We start from the raw sequence: 15,657 nt of genomic DNA on the forward strand, positions 1-15,657 counted from the left end.
TGAAGACTATCCCCCAATCGATTCAAGGAGCGATCCGATGTCAGGCTCCACGCAACAGACCCGGCGGGTGATCCTCGCCAGCCTGATCGGCACGTCGCTGGAGTGGTACGACTTCTTCCTGTACACCACCGCGGCGACCCTGGTCTTCCCCAAGCTGTTCTTCCCGTCGCTCGATCCGTTCACGGCGGTCCTGGCCTCGCTGACCACCAACGCGGTCGCGTTCGTCGCCAGGCCGCTCGGCGGGGTGGTGTTCGGCCACTTCGGCGACCGGGTCGGCCGCAAGACCGTGCTGGTGGTGACGCTCCTGATGATGGGCGTCTCGACGTTCCTCATCGGCGTGCTGCCCGGCTACGCCGCCGTCGGCGTGCTGGCGCCGATCCTGCTCGCGCTGCTGCGGTTCGTGCAGGGGCTGGGTCTCGGCGGCGAGTGGGGCGGCGCGGTCATCATGTCGCTGGAGCACGGCGACGGCCGCCGTCGGGGCTTCAACGCGAGCTGGCCGCAGGTCGGCGTGCCCGCCGGTTACGTGCTGGCCACCGGCCTGCTGACGATCATGTCGTTCACGATGTCGGACGCGGCGTTCCTGTCGTGGGGGTGGCGGGTGCCGTTCCTGCTGTCGGGCGCGCTGGTCTTCGTCGGCATGTGGGTCCGGCTGAAGATCACCGAGTCGCCGCTCTTCGCCGAGGTCGAGCAGCGGGGCGCGAAGGCCAAGATGCCGCTGCTCGAGGTGCTGCGGACGCACCCGAGGGCGCTGCTGTCGGCCTTCACCGCGCGTATCGGGGTGGACGTCGCGTTCTACACGTTCACCGCGTACATCATCGTCTACATCACCGGGACGCTGGAGCTGCCGCGCTCGTACGCGCTGAACGCCGTGCTCATCGGCTCGGCCCTGCAGCTCGTGCTGATCCCGCTGGCGGGCGCCCTGTCCGACCGGTACGGCCGCCGCCCGGTCTACCTGGCCGGCGTGGTCGGCGCGGCGGTGTGGGTGTTCGCCTTCTTCCCGCTGCTCGACACCGGCTCGTTCCCGCTGATCGCGCTGGCCGCCGTGGTGGCGCTGGTGACCCACGCCGCGATGTACGGCCCGCAGGCCGCGTTCATCGCCGAGCTGTTCAGCACGCGGCTGCGCTACAGCGGCGCCTCCATGGGCTACCAGGTGGCGGGCGTCGTCGGCGGCGCGCTCGCCCCGATCATCGCCCTGCAGCTGTACGAGTCGTTCCAGTCCACGATCGCGGTCTCCGCGTACGTGGTCGTCGCCCTGGCCGTGACCGCCGTGGGCCTGGCCATCGCTCCCGAGACCCGCGACCTCGACCTGGTCGCCGTGCCCGAGGACGAGGGCGCCCCTAAGGCCCGGCCGGTGGGGCCGTTCGCCTGACGGCCGGCCGGGGCACGTACCAGACACGAAACACCACGAAGCACGACGAGCAGCACCACGGAGCACCATCGCAGGAAATGCCGCGGAAGCAGCGGGCGGCGGCTGCCGACGCCGCCCGCGGGAAGGGGCCCCATGAGAACCGCCTTAGCCGTCATCACAGCACTCATCGTGTTCCCGCTGCTCGTCGGGAGCGTGCTGGGCTTGAGGAGCACGGACGGCGGCGAGGTGGCCGTCGTCCGCGACGGAGGCCCGCTCGATGACAACCGGGTCCGCCAGGTCATCGACCCCGGGTCGGGGCTGACCTGGACCGGCCTGTGGTCCTCCGTCCACTCCTATCCGGCCCAGCAGCGCTTCTACACGATCACCGCGGACGCCAAGCGGGCCACGGCGCTGGGCGTGGACGTGGTGACGGTGCCGAGCAGCGACGGCGTGAACCTCGGCATCGAGGGCACCTTCTACTTCACGCTCAACCTCGACCACGAGACGCTGAAAACGTTCGACGACAAGTACGGCACCCGCACCTACCGTGCCCAGAACGACCAATCGCTCCACGCGTGGGACGGCGACGCGGGCTGGTCCGCCTTCTTCGGCCAGGCCGTCCGCCCCGTGATCGACAACGCGCTGCGCAGCCAGATCGGCTCCCTGCGCTGCGCCGAGCTGGTGCCCTCCTGCGGGCTGCTGGAGAACGCCACGCTCAAGCCGCAGGACGGCAACACCGCCATCGTGCGGGTGCAGGACGCGGTCAACGCCTCCCTGGCCCGCGACCTGCCCGCCACGCTCGGCGGCGAGTTCTTCACCGACATGCGCTTCACGCTGGCGCATGTGACGCTGCCCGGCGAGGTGCAGCAGGCGGTGAACGAGTCGCTCGCGGCCATGGTGGCCGTCTCCGAGGCGGAGGCGAAGGTGGCCCAGGCCGAAGCGGAGGCCAAGGCGAACAAGGCGCGCCAGGACGGCTACGACAAGTGCCCCTCCTGCGCCGAGATCGAGAAGCTGAAGGCGCTGCCGCAGGGCATCACCGTCTACGCCCCCGGCAACCCGCAGTCGGTCGTCATACCGTCCCGCTGAGTGCTCTGCGGACCAGGATCGGGCCCATGTCAACGGGGTTGTGACCGTATCGCCATCGATTCACCGAACAACCGTTTCGGAATGCGCATAAACTGCCCGCCTGTGAGCCTGCCTGTACGAGAACGTTCCCGCCGGCCGGGCGGTGGTCGTCACCGCCGTCCCGTGCCTACGTCCTTGCCGCCCGACGCCCCCGTGCTCGTGCTCGCCACCCCGGGCCCGACGGAAGGCGTGGCCGAGGAGATCGCGGCCGTGGTACGCGTCGACAACCCCCAGATCGAGGTGCTCCTGACGAGCGTGAGCGACCTGGCAGACTCCCTGCCCTCCGGCCGCGACGCCGTCGTCGTACCGCTGCTCACCTGGGATGATCCGGTCGTACTCGCGGAGATCGGCAAGGCCGTCGCCGCCGCCGGATCCAGCGCCGCCGTCACCCCCGCGCTCGGCCCGCACCCGCTGCTCGCCGAGGCTCTGCACATCCGGCTCGCCGAGCGCGGCCTGGCCAGAGCCGACCGGGTGCGCCTGCTCAACGTCTCCAGCCCCGTCGACGCCGTGATCCTCGGCACCGTGGGCGGAGAACGCGCCGTGCACGCCGTGCAGGCGACCGCGGTGCTGCTCGCGTCCAGGCTCACGCTGCCGGTGGTCGCCGCGGCGCTGGACGCCGAGCCCGGTGTGCCGGTCGCGGCCCAGCGGCTGCGCGCCGCGGGCGCGGAGCGGCTGGCCATCGCGCCCTGCATGATCGGCCACGAGGCGCCGCGCTCGCTGGTCGAGCAGGCCGCGGCGGCGGTCAACGCCGGTCACGCCGAGCCGCTGGGCTCGCACAGCGCCGTCGCAGAACTTGTCGCAAGGGCTTACGGTAGTCAACTCGCCTCTTGACAAGGGCTTGTGAAGATCACGGGACTCGCGTTACCGTCGGCGCATGCGCCGCGTGGTCTGCGAAGGCGAACGCGTCTGCCTCCGTGAGGTCACGGAGGCGGACGTCGCCGCTCTCCACGGCGTCTACGGCGACCCCGCGGCCACCCAGCACATGCCCTTCGGGCCGCTCGCCCTCCAGGAGGTGGCCGGCCTCGTCGACGAGGCCGTGAAGGCCGCCGCGGCCGAGCCGCGCCTGCTCTATCTGCTCGCCGTGCTCGACGCCCGGCACCGCGACGTGGTCGGGGTCGCGCGGCTGCGCATCGAGGCCGAGCTGCCGCACAGCGCCGAGATCGGGTTCGGCCTCCATCCCGGGCAGTGGGGGCGCGGCATCGGCACCGACCTCGTGCGCCTGCTGCTGTCGTTCGGGTTCGGGCGGCTCGGCCTGCACCGTATCTGGGGCGCCCGCTCCCCCGCCAACCTGCCCGCCCAGCTCGCCATGCTCACCGCCGGCATGGTCGAGGAGGGCCGCATCCGCCACCACCTGCACACGCCGCAGGGCTGGCGCGACTCCATCGTGCACTCCGCGCTCGAAGACGAGTGGGTCGAGCGCTGATCCTCATTCCCCGCGTTCCACCGCCGCCGGGTCAAGCCCGCGCGGAGTTGCGGGCGCTGGGATTGTCGGTCGGGCATCCTACGATGAGGCACCTCACGGAGGGATAGTCACATGCTCGACTCGCTGATCGTGCCCCTGTTCGTCACCACGGACCTGCCGCCCGGGGCGGACCTGGCCGAGTTCGGCGAGCTGCTCGCCGAGACCGCGCGCACGCTCGGCGACGGCTATCCCGCGTTCCTGGCGGGCAACGTGTTCTGGCTCGACCGTCCCGTGCTGCCGGGGCAGCGGCCGCCGGCCGAGACCGAGCCGCGCTTCGCCGGCATGCTCGGCTACCTCGCGGCCTCCGGCGCCGGGCAGGAATCGCGCGAGGTGGTGTCCGACGTGCGGCGGGCGATCGGGGCCGCCGTCACCGCGCGGTACGGCGACGTGGGCGTGCCGCCCGCCGTGTTCGCGATCCGCGACCAGGACGTGCGCGAGCGCACCCCGGAGACCGCGATCTACGTCGACACCCGCGACGGGGCGGTCGAGCTGGCCAGCGCCACCCGGTCCTACCTCTAGCCCGGGTCGCCTCGTGCCGGGGCGCGGGGCTTCGATCACCTCACGGCAGGTCATGTGGTCTCGGTCACGCACGGCGTGGCTCGGTCACCTCGCGCCCGGCCACGTGGCTTCGGTCACCTTGGGCCGGTCAGGCGGATGGGCGGGCCGTCCGGCGGGCCGATGAGCACGTACGACGCCCACAGGTCGGGCTCGGCGGGGCCGTAGAGCTCGCGCAGCCCCAGCACGGCGGCGCGCAGTGCCTCGGCAGGGTCGTCGCCGGTGCGCACCCGTGAGAGCAGGTCGCGCACGAGGGCGGCGGTGATCTCCGGGGCGACCGGCCACAGCGTGAGCAGCACCCGGCGCGCCCCCGCGCGCAGGAAGGCGTGCGCCAGCGCGGCCACGGCCGTTGCCGTGCCGGTCATGACCGTCGCGGTGTGCGGGGTGAGCATGACGAGGTCCGCCGCCACGTTCATGGTCATCAGGTGGCGGGCGGTGAGCAGGCCGTCGGCCAGCCGGACGCCCGAGCCGAACGGGTCCCGCTCGTCCAGCACCACCGGGGTGGCCAGGTGCAGCACGGGCCGGACGCCGGGCAGGCGGGCCGAGACGGCGTCCCTGCCGGTGACGGGGAGCGTGCCGAGCAGCGCCCCCGACTCCTCCACCGCCGGGCGCTCGCCGCCGTCCGTGCTGAAGCCGACCACCAGGGGCGCGCCGCGCCGCGCCGGTGCCCCCCCGCCGTCCGCGCTCGTGACGGTGTCGTAGGTGACGGGGCAGCGCTCGATGAGCGGGCGACCGCCCGAGAGTGCGAGCGCGTGCAGCGGGACGCCGTGCCAGCCCGCGCCGGGCAGCAGGTGCAGCCTGGCGAGGTCGCCGGCCTGGCCGTCCAGGGCGGGCAGGGCGTCGGCCAGCAGGCCGTCTCCGAGGCGGCGCCAGGCGTCGGCGCGGCGGCGGCGGGCCTCGATGTCCAGGAGGCCGGGTCTGGGGGCGTACGTGGCGTGCAGGAAGTCGTCGAGCAGCTCCCGGCCGACGTCTGTGGTGAAGGCGCGCGGCTCCGGCCAGCCCGTACGGTGGGCCAGCACGGTGGTGGTGCCGGCGGCCTGGTCCAGGTGGAAGGCGAGCATCCCCACCGGCCCTTCGGCCCCGTGTTTCAGCGGGCCGGTCACGTGCTTCTGGGGGCTTCGGGCGTGGCGGCGTAAGGCGACGTGGTGGGGTGCCGAGGGCCGCATGCGCTGCCAGACGCCTTCGAGGCCGGCCAGGGCCGTGCGGGCACGCTGGACGAGGCGGGCGGCCCTGTCCGGGTCGCGGGTGCGGGCGGCGGCCGACGTGAGCGTGCTCACGGCGGTCAGAGCCTCGTCTTCGGCTTGCAGGAGGTCGGCGGGGACGCCGGGGGGTGGCGGCCAGGGGCGGTCGCCGAGCTGCGCGGCCAGGACGGCGAGCCTGGCCTGTTCGGCGTACGTCCACGCCGCGGCTCCCCGTCCCAGGCTGACGGCCAGGCGCAGCGCGCGGTCGCGTGCGGGGGCGTGGCCGAGCGCGCAGGCGCGTTCTGCGTCGTCCAGCGCCGCGGGGAGGTCGCCCCGGTGCTCGGCGGCGACGGAGCTCAGGTGGTGCGCCTCGCGGAGCTCCAGGTCGTGGCCCAGGCCGGCCAGCACGTCGATGGCCGTACGGAGGCGGTGGCGGGCCCGGTCGTGCGCACCTTCGGCCAGGTCGAGCGCCGCCAGGTGCCGCTGCGCGACCGCCTCTCCCGCCCGGTACCCGGCCTCCCGCGCCAGCTCCGCCGCCTCCTCCAGCCACCTGCGGGCTTCGGTGGTGCCCAGGCGGGCGAGCGCGATCAGCGCGAGCACGGTGCCGCGGGCATCGTTGTGGGCGCGTGCGAGGTCGAGCGCACGCTCGGCGAGTGGACGGGCTCCCGCCGGGTCGCCGCGAAGCTCGTGTACGAGTGCCAGGTCGGCGTACGCGGTGGCGAGGCCGCCGTGGCGGGCCAGCTCCTCGCCGAGCGCGATGGCCTCGCGGTAGCGGGCGGTGGCCGCGTCCAGTTCGCCGAGCCTGAGATGGAGGGCGGCGCGACCGGCCAGGAGGGGGATGCGGAGCGGCCGCCACACGGCGGGCGCGGTCAGGGCCAGCCCCTCCTCGTACGCCTGCGCGGCCTCCGACCACCGTGCCGCGTCACTGCACGCATCGCCCAGCAGCGCGAGAGACCCGGCAAGCTGAATCGGCGAGGCCTCGCGAGCTCGCTCGGCCGCCGCGCCGAGGTGCGTGATCGCCTCCTCCACCCGGCCCAGCTCCAGAGCCGCCGCCCCCAGGTTCCGCAGGTGCTCGCTGACCCGTTCGTCGCCCAACTCGCACCCTTGGGCGGCGTACGCGTAGGCGGCCGGCAGGTCCCCGAGAGCCCGGCAGTAGAACGAGAGCCTGGCCAGCAAGTACGACCGCTCCCCCGCCGCAGTGAGCGCGCTCAACGCGGCTCCGTCGCCCGCAGAGGCACCCGGCGCGGCTGTGACGCCCGCAGAGGCATTCGGCGCGGCTGCGTCGCACTCAAAGGCACCCGGCACAGCTGTGACACTCTCAGAAGCACCCGGCACAGCTGTGACGCCCTCAAAGGCACTCAGCACGGCTGTGTCGCCCCCGGAAGCACCCGGCGAAGCGGCGCCGCCGGCAGGCGCGCCCAGGGTGGAGGCGAGGGCTTGGGTGGCGAGGTCGCGGGCCTGGGCGAAGTCGCCGGCTGCTTCCGCTTCCGCCAGCCGGAGCCAGAGCTCCAGCCGGGCGACCGCGTCACCCCAGCGCCCGCCCGCACGCAGGGACGCGAGGGCGGCCCGGCCGCTGGTGAGGTCGCCGAGCGTCAAGTGGAGAGCGGCCAGGCGGGACAGGGCCGCGGCGTCGAGGTCGGTGTGCATGACGGCGATCAGCTCGAACGGCGCCTCCTCCACGGCCCCACCCGCAGAGCCGCCCGAAGCCCCACCCGCGTAACCGCCCGCAAGGCCGCCCGCGGCGCTGCTGACGGCGCCGCTGCTGACGGCGCCGCTGCTGACGGAGCCGCTGCTGACGGCGCCGCTGGTGACGGAGCCGCTCATCCAGCCGCCCGCAGCATCACCCACCGAGCCGCTCCCGGCACCGCCGCCGCTCGCCGTGCTGCCCGCTGGACCGCTCGTCGGCGCGCCTGCGTGGCGGTCGCCGGGGACAGCCGTCAAGCCGCGGGTGAAACCGCCTCGTTGCCCGCCGGCTCGGCCGCTCCCGGGAACACCGGCGGGCCCGCCCAACGGCCCGCCGACCCGACCGGCCCCGGAAACACCGGCAGGCCCGCCCAGGAGCCTGCCGGTCCGGCCGGCTCCGGGAGCGTCGGCGGCGGCTCCATCCGGCGAGGAGCCGGCAGAGCCCGGCCCTTGCGCACCGAAGGGGAGGCTCGCCGGACGCTCCGCGGAGTCGGCCATCGGGGCGCGGCCGGACTCGGAGCCTGGGCCGGCGCCTTCCTCGACCCGGGCTTCGCTTGCAGCGGCAGCCGCCTGTGCGCCCACCGATCGGTCCTGAGGTGCCGCCGTCCGATCGCTCACCGCCGTCTTCAAAGAAAGCTCCTCGCCGGGCAGCGGTGTGGTGGGGGCGGGCTGGAGGGTGGTGAGAGCGGTTTCGAGGATGTGGCGGGCACGGCGGAGCTCGCCGCGGGCCTCCAGCGCGAAACCCAGCTTGACGGCGGTGAGGGCGGCGAGCCAAGGCCGGCCGGCGTCGCGGAAGGCGGACAGCGCCGCCTCGAGGTCCGGCACCTGGGCGTCGAGCTCACCGGCGAGCCCGTGCAGCGCGGCCAGCCGGTCCCGTACGACGCCCTCGGCCACCCGGTCGTCACCCGCGAGCGGGAGGGCCGCGCGGAGCCGTTCCCGGGCCTGCTGGAGATCGCCCAGCTCGACGTCCGCGGCCGCGCGCCCGAGGGTGGCGATGAGCAGCGCGTACCGATCCGAGCCCGCCGCTTCGAGGGCGCGGTCGAGGTCGATCAGGGCGTCGTCCGGCGACCCGAGCGCGGTCAGGCAGGCGGCCCGCATGGTCAGCGCGATGGATTCCTTGACCGGGTCGTCCAGCTGCGCGAACGTCTCGGCCGCCGCCCCGAACGCCTCCATCGCCTGCCCGGCCTCGCCCTCCCCGTACGCCAGGACGCCCAAGTTGTAGCGCACGGACGCGGCCCCGTCGGGGTTGCCGAGCGCGTCGTACTCGCGTCCGGCCAGCTCGAAGGCGACCCGGGCACCGGCGGCGTCGCCCCGGGCGCGGCGGCGCTGGGCGATGCGGTACCACTCGTCGGCGGGCTCGCGCCGCAGCCCGTGCCGACGTACGACCTCGACGAGCCGGGTCTCGCAGGCGGCGGCCTGCCCGGGGTGTCCGCGTCCGGCGAGCAGGACGGCGTGCGCGTCGAGCACCCGGCACGCCTCCTCCCAGGCCCCTGCGGCCTCCAGCTCGATGGCGCAGGCGGTGATGCGTTCGCCTGAGGCGGTGAGGTCGCCCTGGTCGAGCGCCGCGCGGGCGGCGATGACGAGGGCGAGCGCGGCGGGCACGGGTTCGTCGAGGTGGTGGTGCAGGTCGCGGGCACGCGCTGCGCAGGCGACGGCGGCGTCCGGGTCTCCGGCGGCGAGCTGCGCCTGCGCGGCGTGCCGCTGGTGAACGGCCTCGTCGGCGGGCAGCCCGGCCTGCTCGCACAGGGCGGCGGCCCGCAGATGGAGCTCGGCCGCGCGGGCGGGGTCGCCGGAGGCGAGGTGCAGCAGACCCATGCCGGTGAGCTCGCGCGCCTCCGCGCTGGGGTCGCCGAGGTCGTGGTGTGCGGCGGCCGCCCGCTCGTACGCCGCCAACGCCCGCTCCGGCGCGGCCGGTGCGGAGAGCCGTGCCAGCCGGGTCAGCGCGTCGGCGGCGCGCGAACGTTCACCCGCCGCCTCGAACGCCTGCGCCGCCCGCTCAAGTACGCGCCCTGCGACGCCCGTCCGCCCAGCCTCGATCAGCCGCGACGCGGCCTCGGAGAGGAACTCGCCGCGCTCGGCCGCGCTCGCCGCCCGCCGCTCGGCCACCTGGAGCAGCGTGAGCGCCCGATCCTCGCTCGGCGTGCGCAGCGCCAGCTCGGTCGCGGCGGCCGCAAGCTGCTCGTCCACCTCGGCCGCCCGGTCCACCACGCTCTTCAGCACGGCGTCGAGGGTGTTCTCGTTGTCGTCGGCGTCGTCGGCGTCCTCAAGGGCCGAGCCGGGTGTGCTCTCCGGCGCGGGCCTTCCTGCGGCATCCCGGGCGGTGCCCGGCGCGGTGGCTCCACCGGCGGGCCCGGCGGTGTCCTGGGCGGCATCGCCGCCGGTGGCCTCAGCGGTGTCCCTGGGCGCGTCCGATGCAGGGGCCGGGGCGAGGTGCTCGGCCTCCAGCGACAGCGCTTCTGTGAGGTCGCGGGGGTCGCCGTACGCGGTGTAGCGCGCCAGCAGCGCCTCCTCCAGCGCGCGCCGTGCTCCGGCCTGGCCGCGCGCGTCCTTCGCGGCCAGTTCCACGGCCCGCCGGGCGGCCTGTACGGCCTCGCGCAGGTCGGCGGCGCGCCGGTCGCCGTCGGCTCGGGCGGCACGCCAGCGCAGCACCTCCGACATCAGCCCGTACGCCTCGACCCGCCCGGCGAGCCGTTCCTCGGCTGCGAGCGCCTCGCGTAACGCCGCGATGGCCTCGTCGGCGTCACCGGCCGACGGCAACGAGCCATCGGAAGGAGCCGGCCCACTCGAAGAGGACGGCCCGCCCGAAGAGGACGGCGCACCCGAAGAGTCCGCCCCGCCGGAGGAAGCGAATCCCCTCGAAGACGCGACCCCACCCGAAGGCGCGGGCCCGTCGCAAGCGCCGGAAGACAAGGGCTCGCCAGGCCGAGCGGGCCCAGCGGACGAGGACGTGAGGCGTAGCGTCAGGGCCTGGCCGAGCAGCAGCAGCACGTCGGGCCTGGCGGGGTCGTGTTCGCCGTGGGCGGCCAGGGCGGCGCGGGCGGCGGCGATGGGCTCGGCGGGGTCGCCGCCGGTCGCGGCGGCCAGCCTGAGCAGGGCGCCGGCGAGCGAGGCGAGCAGCGCGGCCCTGGCGGGATGCCCGTCGGGGACCTGGCCGACGGCCTCGCGCCTGGCCTCGACGGCGGACTCCAGGTCGGCGGGGTCGCCGGTGACGTCGTAGCGGCGCATCCGGCGGTCGCCGAGCAGGCGGAGCCGGACGAGCGGGTCGGGCAGCTCGCGCACGTCCTCGTCGGGGGTGACGCGCAGCGCGTCGAGCATCTCCATGCCGGCTTCGAGCGAGCGTTCGTCGCCGGTGACGACGTACCACTCGATCAGGCCCGACGCGTACGGCGCCAGCACCCCCGGATGGGCCCACCGCTCGTGCCAGAAGTCCAGCGCGCACTGCCCGACCCGGATGAACGCGAGCAGGTCGTCGTCGGCGCAGGAGGCGACCGAGCGCGCCCGCATCAGCTCGACCAGCTCAAGGAGCGCTCGCGACCGGTCGGGGTCGCCAGGGCCGGACTCGGCCGCCGCCAGGTACGCGCGGGCCAGCTCGTCGTCGCCGGGCGCGGCGAGGGCGAGCGCGGCGGCCAGGTCGCGGGTGTAGGCGGGCTCGCCGAGCGCGGCCCGCAGCAGCACGTGGACGGCGTCGTCGATGACCTCGCGCTCGCCGGTGGCCTCGTACAGGCGCAGCAGCCCGGCGCCGAGCGGCCCCAGCGCGCCGGGCGCCCACGACGGGTCGGACGATCGTACGGACTCCTGCAGCAGGAACTCGCCGAGCCGCTCGGACACCTCCGCGATCGGATCGGCCATCGCGCGGCGGACCAGCGCGTGGATGAGCAGCCCGACATGCCGGTACGCGCCGGGGTCGACGTGCCGGCACACCTCTTCGACCAGCCCCGCCCAGGTGCCCGCCGACTCGCCGGGCGGGAGGTTCGTGCCACGGAGCTTCTCCTGCAGCCTGCCGGGGTCCGCGACGGCGACGGCGGCGAAGAACGCGCCCGCCACGGCGGCGTCGCGGGTGGTGCGCGGGTCGAGCCGGTAGCGGGCCAGGTGCAGCATGCCGATGAGCCGCCAGGTGGCCGCGTCGGACCGGTCTCCCGCGCAGGCCAGCATCGCCTGCTCGGCCTCGGACAGCGCCTCGGGATCCCAGATCAGCTCGGGATCCGCGGCCTGCTCGAACCGCTCGATGCGGGCTGCCAGCGCCCCGGCCGGATCGGTCATGGGCAAAGACTCTCATCGACGTGCCGCCGCGTACAGCCGGACGGGCCGGACGGGCCGGACGGGCGATGGCGCTGTGAGGCGGCGCGCGTGATGGGTAGAGGCGTCGCATGCTCTACGGCAAGGAACACGTGCGGCGGTACCAGGAGACGGATGGTGCCGAGGGCCACGACTGGAACAACACCACCGTCCTCCTGCTGACCACGAAGGGCCGCAAGTCCGGCAAGCTCGTCACCACTCCGCTCATCTACCAGCGCTTCGGCGACGACTACCTGGTCGTGGCGTCGAAAGGCGGCGCTCCCGACCATCCGCTGTGGTACAAGAACCTGCTCGCGGAGCCCGAGGTGGAGGTGCAGGTCAAGGCCGACAGGTTCCGCGCCCGCGCGCGTACGGCCGAGCCCTCGGAGAAGCCCGAGATGTGGCGGACGATGGTCAGGACGTGGCCCGACTACGACGAGTACCAGCAGAAGACGGACCGGGAGATTCCGGTCGTCGTGCTCGAACGCGTCAACTGACGCTCCCACGCCCGGCCAGGGGGTCTCGCCACGGCGAGGCCCCCTCGACACGCCGCCGCCAGGACACGAACCGCCCTCGGCACGCCGGCAAGGCACCATGCCGCCGGGACACGAGCGCCCCTCCGCGCGCCGCCAAGGCGCCACGAGCGGCCCCTCGGCGCGTCGTCAGGACACCAGTGACTCGTAGAGCTCCACGGTGCGGTGGGCGATGCGTTCCCAGGAGAAGTGCTCGATGGCGCGCACCCGGCCCGCCGCGCCCATCGCGCGCGCCCGCTCCGGGTCGCCGAGCAGGGCGTTGACCCGCTCGGCGAGGTCGGCGGCGAACCGCTCGGGATCGTGCGGCGTGCCGTCGGCCGCCTGGTCGATCGGCACCAGCAGGCCGGTCTCACCGTCGGCGACCACCTCGGGGATGCCGCCGGTGGCGGTCGCCACGACGGCCGTCTCGCAGGCCATGGCCTCCAGGTTGACGATGCCCATGGGCTCGTAGACCGACGGGCACACGAAGACGGTGGCGTGCGTCAGGAGCTGGATGACCTCCGGCTTGGGCAGCATCTCCTGGATCCAGAACACGCCGTCGCGGCCGAGCCCGCGGACCAGCTCGGTCACCTCGGCGGCGATCTCCGGCGTGTCGGGAGCGCCCGCGCAGAGCACGAGCTGCGCCGCCGGGTCGAAGGAGCGGGCCGCGTGCAGCAGGTGGACCAGGCCCTTCTGGCGGGTGATGCGGCCGACGAAGACGACGTACGGCCTGCGTGGATCGACGCCGTGCTTCTCCAGCACGTCGGTGCCGTGGTCGGGGGCGTACTGGACGGTGTCGATGCCGTTGTGGATCACGCTGACCCGCTCCGGCGGGATCTCGGGGTAGGCGGCGAGGACGTCGCGCCGCATGCCCTCGGAGACGGCGATGACCGCGTCGGCGGCGGTCAGCGCGGTGCGCTCGGCCCACGACGAGATCGCGTAGCCGCCGCCGAGCTGCTCGGCCTTCCACGGCCGCAGCGGCTCCAGGCTGTGGGTGGTGACGACGTGCGGCATGCCGTGCAGCAGCTTCGCGACATGCCCGGCGAAGTTGGCGTACCACGTGTGCGAGTGGACGATCGACGCGCCTTCGCACGCGGCCGCCATCTCCAGGTCCACGCCCAGCACCTGCAGGGCCGCGTTCGCGCCCGCCAGGCCGTCGGGGACGCGGTAGGCGGAGACGCCGGGCTCGACGCGGGGCGCGCCGAAGCAGCGCACGCGTACGTCGGCCAGCTTCCGCAGCTCTCTGGCCAGGTATTCCATGTGCACCCCGGCCCCGCCGTACACCTCCGGCGGATATTCCCGGCTGAGCAGATCAACGCGCATGAGACGACACTACGGGCTGGTTGAGCACAGCGAACACAGCGACAAACCAAAGCTCGGCAACTCCGGTTCGTACATTGCATCGCAAATACCGACACACGGGAGGATCTCGCTGCGGGTTTCGTCGATAGATCGGCCATTTGAGGGTAGCGTCCTGGGCATGAGGTCCCGGAGGGTGCTTGCGGTTGTGCTGGCAGGTGGAGAGGGCAAGAGGCTCATGCCTCTCACGGCGGATCGGGCGAAACCGGCGGTGCCGTTCGGGGGCATGTACCGGCTCATCGATTTCGTGCTGTCCAACCTCGCGAACGGCGGGTTCCTGAAGATCGTCGTGCTGACGCAGTACAAGAACCACAGCCTCGACCGGCACATCTCGCGTACGTGGAGGCTGTCGGCGATGCTGGGCAACTACGTCACGCCGGTGCCGGCGCAGCAGCGGCTCGGGCCGAGGTGGTTCTCCGGCTCCGCCGACGCGTTGTTCCAGAACCTGAACCTGATCTACGACGAGGAGCCCGAGCACGTCATCGTGTTCGGCGCCGACCACATCTACCGGATGGACCCCCGGCAGATGGTCGAGCAGCACGAGGAGTCGGGTGCGGACGTGACGGTGGCCGCGATCAGGCAGCCGCTGTCGCTGGCCGACCAGTTCGGCGTGATCGAGACCGATCCCGAGGGGCGCCGCATCGTGGCGTTCAGGGAGAAGCCGAAGGACGCTGTGGGGCTGGCCGACTCCCCCGACGAGGTGTTCGCGTCGATGGGCAACTACGTGTTCAAGACGCAGGCGATGATCGACGCGCTGCGTGAGGACGCGCTCGACCCCTCCAGCAAGCACGACCTCGGCGGAAACATCATCCCGATGCTGGTGAAGTCGGGCGGCGCGGACGTCTACGACTTCGCCCACAACATCGTGCCCGGCTCGACCGAGCGCGACCGCGGCTACTGGCGCGACGTCGGAACGCTGGACGCCTACTACGAGGCCCACATGGACCTCATCTCGGCGCATCCGGTGTTCAACCTGTACAACGACAAGTGGCCGATCTTCACCGGGCACGACCCGCTGCCGCCCGCCAAGTTCGTGCACAACGACGGCGACCGGGTGGGGCGGGCGATCGACTCGCTGGTCTCGCCCGGCGTGATCGTCTCCGGCGGCACGGCGATCAGGTCCATCCTGTCGCCGAAGGTGGTGCTCCACTCGCACTCGCTGGTGGAGGACTCCGTGCTGATGGAGAACGTCAAGGTCGGGCGCGGCGCGGTCGTCCGCAAGGCGATCATCGACAAGAACGTCGTCATTCCCGACGGCGCGCGGATCGGCTTCGACCCGGAGTACGACCGCAGCCGCTTCGCGCTGACCCGGGGCGGGGTCGTGGTGATCGGCAAGAACGAGATCGTCGACCGCTGACGCAGCGTGGTGCGCCTCGGGTTCCCTCCGAGGCGCACCGCCCCTCGGTGTGTACGGGTGCACGGGCATGCCTTGAGACCCCGCCGTGAGCGCGGCGGGTGGGGTGGCGCATGCGAAGGCGACGGCCGCGGGAGGGTGACGCGGAAGGCCGCCGAGGCGGCCGGAGAACGTTCGGTGTGAGGGGGGCGGGCCTCCTGGGAGGCCGGCGCGGGGCCGCTGGGCGCGGCTCAGAGGGTGATACAGGGGGTGGAGGGGTGCCCGGGGCGCCGCGAGAGCGCCCCGGGGCGGCGGCCGAGCCTACGAGCCGGCGCGGCCGATGGCGTCACTACACGCCGTACCAGGGGCCCGGCCAGTTGTAGCCGTTCCAGTTGCCGTAGCGGGCGGCGCCGTAGCCGTTGTCGAAGCCGCGGTGGCCCCAGAAGCTCCAGTGCGGACGCTCGTCGGCCTGGTCGAGGTCCTCGTCCTCGACCGCCTCGTCGTCGCCGAGATCCTCGTCGAACTCGTCGCCGAGGTCGTCGGAGCCGCGGTCGAAGCGGTCGTGGTGGACCCGCTTGCGGTGGCAGGCCTTGGCCTTGCGCTTGCCCGCGTACACGCCCCACGGGTCGATGCGCAGCGTGTGCGTACGGTCACTGATGCCGAGGTCGCAGCGCTCGATCGCCTGGGCCGGCGTGGCCATCGCGCAGAGCGCGGCGGCGGTGGCGAGCGCACCGCCTGCCGCTATGAGCTTACCTTTCATGATCCCCCCTGTAGTCACTCTGTGACATCGACCACTACTCTACGTAATCGTTCCGAGGGGTGAG

At 73.6% G+C, this 15,657-nt stretch carries 10 protein-coding genes; 7 read left to right on the forward strand and 3 right to left on the reverse strand.

What is annotated here, in order from left to right:
- Positions 1-37 precede the first annotated feature (37 nt).
- The 5 genes from ACFMQL_RS01160 to ACFMQL_RS01180 all read left to right on the forward strand — a co-directional run bounded on the left by ACFMQL_RS01160 (position 38) and on the right by ACFMQL_RS01180 (position 4,454).
- Entirely contained in the window at positions 38-1,369 is a 1,332-nt protein-coding gene (locus ACFMQL_RS01160; protein ID WP_378784201.1) for an MFS transporter, read from the forward strand.
- Positions 1,370-1,501: 132 nt separating this feature from the next.
- A complete protein-coding gene (locus ACFMQL_RS01165; RefSeq protein ID WP_378784204.1) occupies positions 1,502-2,434 on the forward strand; it encodes an SPFH domain-containing protein in 933 nt (310 codons plus the stop codon).
- Positions 2,435-2,596: 162 nt separating this feature from the next.
- The gene (locus tag ACFMQL_RS01170) at positions 2,597-3,304 is read left to right on the forward strand and encodes a hypothetical protein (protein ID WP_364066332.1); all 708 of its coding nucleotides are present in this window, start codon (positions 2,597-2,599) and stop codon (positions 3,302-3,304) included.
- A gap of 43 nt (positions 3,305-3,347) precedes the next feature.
- Entirely contained in the window at positions 3,348-3,896 is a 549-nt protein-coding gene (locus ACFMQL_RS01175) for a GNAT family N-acetyltransferase (protein ID WP_378784207.1), read from the forward strand.
- 111 nt (positions 3,897-4,007) lie between these two features.
- Positions 4,008-4,454: a hypothetical protein gene (locus tag ACFMQL_RS01180; protein ID WP_378784209.1), complete on the forward strand. Its 447-nt coding sequence runs from the start codon at positions 4,008-4,010 to the stop codon at positions 4,452-4,454.
- Positions 4,455-4,567: 113 nt separating this feature from the next.
- Here ACFMQL_RS01180 and ACFMQL_RS01185 read toward each other — a convergent pair whose 3' ends face one another.
- Positions 4,568-11,614: a CHAT domain-containing protein gene (locus tag ACFMQL_RS01185; RefSeq protein ID WP_378784210.1), complete on the reverse strand. Its 7,047-nt coding sequence runs from the start codon at positions 11,612-11,614 to the stop codon at positions 4,568-4,570.
- Positions 11,615-11,721: 107 nt separating this feature from the next.
- Between ACFMQL_RS01185 and ACFMQL_RS01190 the strand changes: the two genes are divergently transcribed.
- A complete protein-coding gene (locus ACFMQL_RS01190; RefSeq protein ID WP_364066341.1) occupies positions 11,722-12,126 on the forward strand; it encodes a nitroreductase family deazaflavin-dependent oxidoreductase in 405 nt (134 codons plus the stop codon).
- Between the two features lie 165 nt (positions 12,127-12,291).
- On the opposite strand, the gene glgA is transcribed toward ACFMQL_RS01190, so the two are convergent.
- Positions 12,292-13,464 (reverse strand): glycogen synthase, encoded by a 1,173-nt coding sequence (gene glgA / locus ACFMQL_RS01195; protein WP_364066343.1) that lies wholly within the window; start codon positions 13,462-13,464, stop codon positions 12,292-12,294.
- Between the two features lie 157 nt (positions 13,465-13,621).
- Between glgA and glgC the strand changes: the two genes are divergently transcribed.
- Positions 13,622-14,857: a glucose-1-phosphate adenylyltransferase gene (gene glgC / locus ACFMQL_RS01200; RefSeq protein WP_364066346.1), complete on the forward strand. Its 1,236-nt coding sequence runs from the start codon at positions 13,622-13,624 to the stop codon at positions 14,855-14,857.
- Positions 14,858-15,182: 325 nt separating this feature from the next.
- Here the strand turns inward: glgC and ACFMQL_RS01205 are convergent, their stop codons facing one another.
- On the reverse strand, positions 15,183-15,593 hold the full coding sequence (locus ACFMQL_RS01205) for a hypothetical protein (protein WP_378784213.1): 411 nt from the start codon (positions 15,591-15,593) through the stop codon (positions 15,183-15,185).
- Positions 15,594-15,657 lie beyond the last annotated feature (64 nt).

Origin of the sequence: Nonomuraea fastidiosa (genome assembly GCF_042751225.1) — a bacterium.
Taxonomy (GTDB): domain Bacteria; phylum Actinomycetota; class Actinomycetes; order Streptosporangiales; family Streptosporangiaceae; genus Nonomuraea; species Nonomuraea fastidiosa.

Excerpts from the sequence above, each read along its gene's own strand:
- ACFMQL_RS01175 (WP_378784207.1), top strand. The coding sequence starts at position 3,348 with ATGCGCCGCGTGGTCTGCGAAGGCGAACGCGTCTGCCTCCGTGAGGTC.
- glgA (WP_364066343.1), bottom strand. The coding sequence starts at position 13,464 with ATGCGCGTTGATCTGCTCAGCCGGGAATATCCGCCGGAGGTGTACGGC.
- ACFMQL_RS01160 (WP_378784201.1), top strand. The coding sequence starts at position 38 with ATGTCAGGCTCCACGCAACAGACCCGGCGGGTGATCCTCGCCAGCCTG.
- ACFMQL_RS01165 (WP_378784204.1), top strand. The coding sequence starts at position 1,502 with ATGAGAACCGCCTTAGCCGTCATCACAGCACTCATCGTGTTCCCGCTG.
- ACFMQL_RS01205 (WP_378784213.1), bottom strand. The coding sequence starts at position 15,593 with ATGAAAGGTAAGCTCATAGCGGCAGGCGGTGCGCTCGCCACCGCCGCC.
- glgC (WP_364066346.1), top strand. The coding sequence starts at position 13,622 with ATGAGGTCCCGGAGGGTGCTTGCGGTTGTGCTGGCAGGTGGAGAGGGC.
- ACFMQL_RS01185 (WP_378784210.1), bottom strand. The coding sequence starts at position 11,614 with ATGACCGATCCGGCCGGGGCGCTGGCAGCCCGCATCGAGCGGTTCGAG.
- ACFMQL_RS01180 (WP_378784209.1), top strand. The coding sequence starts at position 4,008 with ATGCTCGACTCGCTGATCGTGCCCCTGTTCGTCACCACGGACCTGCCG.
- ACFMQL_RS01190 (WP_364066341.1), top strand. The coding sequence starts at position 11,722 with ATGCTCTACGGCAAGGAACACGTGCGGCGGTACCAGGAGACGGATGGT.